General features: G+C 66.9%; 3 protein-coding genes. 1 reads left to right on the top strand and 2 read right to left on the bottom strand.

Annotated features, from left to right (window positions below; genetic code table 11):
• A partial coding sequence (locus tag EOA27_RS30290) for a polysaccharide deacetylase family protein (protein ID WP_245491201.1) occupies nt 1–789 on the bottom strand: 789 nt, incomplete at its 3' end.
• Entirely contained in the window at nt 779–1,708 is a 930-nt protein-coding gene (gene iolE, locus EOA27_RS30285; protein ID WP_126080057.1) for a myo-inosose-2 dehydratase, read from the bottom strand. The genes EOA27_RS30290 and iolE, both read right to left, overlap by 11 nt.
• Before the next feature lie 633 nt (nt 1,709–2,341).
• Here iolE and EOA27_RS30275 point away from each other — a divergent pair.
• The coding region (locus EOA27_RS30275; RefSeq protein WP_127257959.1) for a GntR family transcriptional regulator at nt 2,342–2,871 on the top strand (530 nt) is incomplete at its 3' end.

The raw sequence follows: 2,871 nt of genomic DNA, 5'->3' as shown, positions 1-2,871 counted from the left end.
GGCCATGAAATCCGGGTCTGGAAGCAGGTCGAATTCGTCGATGCGGATCTGTGCCGAGCTGGGCTCGATCACCTCGATCTCGCCAGGCGCGTTGGCATGCAGGCAAAGGAAGTTGAGCCCGTCGCCGATCTGGCCGAACAGCGCCTCGTAGCGCGCCCGGGCTGGCTGGTTGCGGTGCCATGGCGTCTCCAGCACCGCGCTTGCCAGCGTCTCGCCGGCTTGCTCCAGCCGCTTGCCCGGCGCGGAGAAGACGCTATCGTCCAGCGGGCCCAGATTGTGGATCGGCCCATAGACCGAGATGCTTTTCGGGAACAGCGTCGGCAGGCCGTAGTCGATGCCGACAGCCGGGTAGCGGTCGACGAATTCCGGCGAGAACACCGCGCCCATATGCCCGTCCATATGGGTGAGCGACAGCCCCGCGGCCTTGGCCGCATCGATCTGCGCCCGCATCTCGGCCTCCACCGCTTCCGGCTCGCCCTTGGCGCGCAATTCCGGCACCGAGCGGAACAGGTAGCCGTCGCCATCGACGATGCCGGAGGCCTGGCTCGCCTTGGTCAGCGGCCGCCAGCGGTAGTATTTCTTCTCCGAGGTGAGCGTGATGTGGACGCCGAGATTGAGCGAGGCGTCCTTCGCCCCTTCCTCGGCGATCTCCAGGAACCACGGGCAGGGCACCATCACCGAGCCGCTGTCGACGGCGCCGGCGCGCTTCAGCTTGAGATAGGCGACATTGGCGCCATGGCACATGCCGACATCGTCGATGTTTATGACGACCTTGCGTTCAGCCGGCATGGCGGACCTCCTTTGCGCGCTCGTGGACATAGAAGCCCGCGCCCTGCGCCAGCTTCTTCAGATTGCGATACCCCATCGTCGCATAGGTCAAGGGGTGCGCCTTGGCCGGGTCCTGCTCGGCCTCCACCACCAGCCAGCCGGAATAGCCCTGGCCGGCGAGGATCTTGAGCAGCGTCGCATAGTCGATCGCGCCGTCGCCTGGCACGGTGAAGATGCCTTCCATCACCGCGCCCATGAAGCTCATGTCGGCCTCGCGCGCCTTCTTCAGCATCGCCGGGCGCACATCCTTGCAATGGACATGCACGACGCGCTCGACATGCCGGCGCAGCAATTGCTCCGGGTCGCCGCCCGAAAAGGCGCAGTGCCCGGTGTCGTAGAGAAGGCCGACCGCCTCGCCGGTGCTGTGCATCAGCCGGTCGATCTCCGTGTCGGTCTCGACGATCGTGCCCATGTGATGGTGGAAGGCCATGCCGACGCCGAAATCGGAGAACCGCTCGGCGAGCCTGGTGATCTTGGCGCCATAGGCCTTCCATTCGCCGTCCATCAGCTTCGGCCGCTGCGAGATCGGGTCATGGATCGCGCCATGCCGGCCGCGCGAGGTGTCGGCATAGACGACGCGCCTGGCGCCGAGATCGCGCAATAAAGTCAGATGCGGCCGGATCGCCTCGAACTCCTCGTCGACCTCCTTCTCGCAGATGCGCCCGTCATACCAGCCGGAGATCAGCGCCAGCCCGTAATGGTCGAGGATTGGCCGAAGCGCGCGGCTGTCGCGCGGGAACTTGCCGCCAAGCTCGGTGCCGGCATAGCCGGCCTCGGCGGTCTCGGCGAGGCAGGTCTCGAGCGGCGTGTCGCCGCCCAGTTCCGGCACATCGTCATTGGTCCAGGTGATCGGGTTGATGCCAAGTCGAACTGTCGTCATTGCTCGCTTTCCGCCCCGCGGCCAGGATGGCTGCGGGGTTCATGGTCTCGGGAGGGAAATGGCTTCATGCCTGCGGCGGGCGATGCATCGCGCTCGCCTTGCCTGTCCGGCCGGCAGCCTCCCAGTTGCCTTGCCCGGACTTTGTCTTCCCCGTCTTGCGCCGACGTCTTATCCCCAACGTCTATGAGCGAAGTCTACGCCGCTCTGTCTCCATCGCGAGGGCCAGTTTTCTGGAAAATGAAGGAACCAGTTTGTGACGGCAGGGTCGCTGTGGCAGGATGGGGGATGGGAAATCTGGAAATGATCGAGCGTCGGCGCGAGGCCCCCCTCTCTGCCCTGCCGGACATCTCCCCCTCAAGGGGGGAGATTGGCAGCTTCAGCCCTGGCGTTCCCCTTGCAACGTTGGCGATTGGCGAAAGCCGGCGCGACATCCAATCTCCCCCCTTGAGGGGGTTGAGGAGCGGTCCGCGCAGCGGACGGGAAGCCAATTGCTTGGCTTTCCGAGCGACGAAAGCCCTGAGCGGCAGCGAAGGGCCGGGCAGTCCGGCAGGACAGAGAGTGGGGCGAAGGAACTCGACGTCGGAAGCCAAGCCCGCCGCGGCACACCAATGCACCTATGGGCGGGCGTAACCCATGCGCCCGCACGCCAAACCCCAACCCTTCCCCCTCGACACGCTCACCGTGAACCGCGCCGGCCCGGAGCATCTCTCGCGCCAGCTCTATCACGGCCTCGTCGCCATCATCCGCAGCCGCGCGCTGCCCCCCGGCTCGGAGCTTCCCTCCACCCGCGCCTTGGCCGCTGAGCTCGGCCTTGGCCGCAACACCATCGTTGCCGCTTACGACCAGCTCGTCACCGAAGGCTATCTCGCCAACCGCCAGGGCGCGCGGCCCGTGATCGTCGACCTGCCCGAAGGCCCGCGCGAGTCGCCGCGCGAGGAGCCGCCGGTGCCACTGCGGTCGCCCTCGCTGCGCGGCCGGCTGCTGCTCAGCCAGCCCTACCATCACGGCAGGCCGGGGCATGTCGCCTTCCATCCCGGCATGCCGGATGCGCAGAGCTTTCCCTTCGGCGTCTGGGGCCGGCTGGTCGCGCGCCGCGCCAGCCATGGCGGCGAGACGCTGTTCGGCACCTATGACGTCACCGGCCACCCGGCGCTGAAGGAGGC

This window comes from Mesorhizobium sp. M2A.F.Ca.ET.037.01.1.1 (assembly GCF_003998075.1).
Classification (GTDB): Bacteria; Pseudomonadota; Alphaproteobacteria; order Rhizobiales; family Rhizobiaceae; genus Mesorhizobium.
The sequence above is the reverse complement of the archived record's forward strand: the minus strand, read 5'-3'. Positions and strand labels throughout refer to the sequence as shown.

Coding starts and splice junctions, on each gene's coding strand:
- iolE (WP_126080057.1), bottom strand. CDS start 1,708: ATGACGACAGTTCGACTTGGCATCAACCCGATCACCTGGACCAATGAC.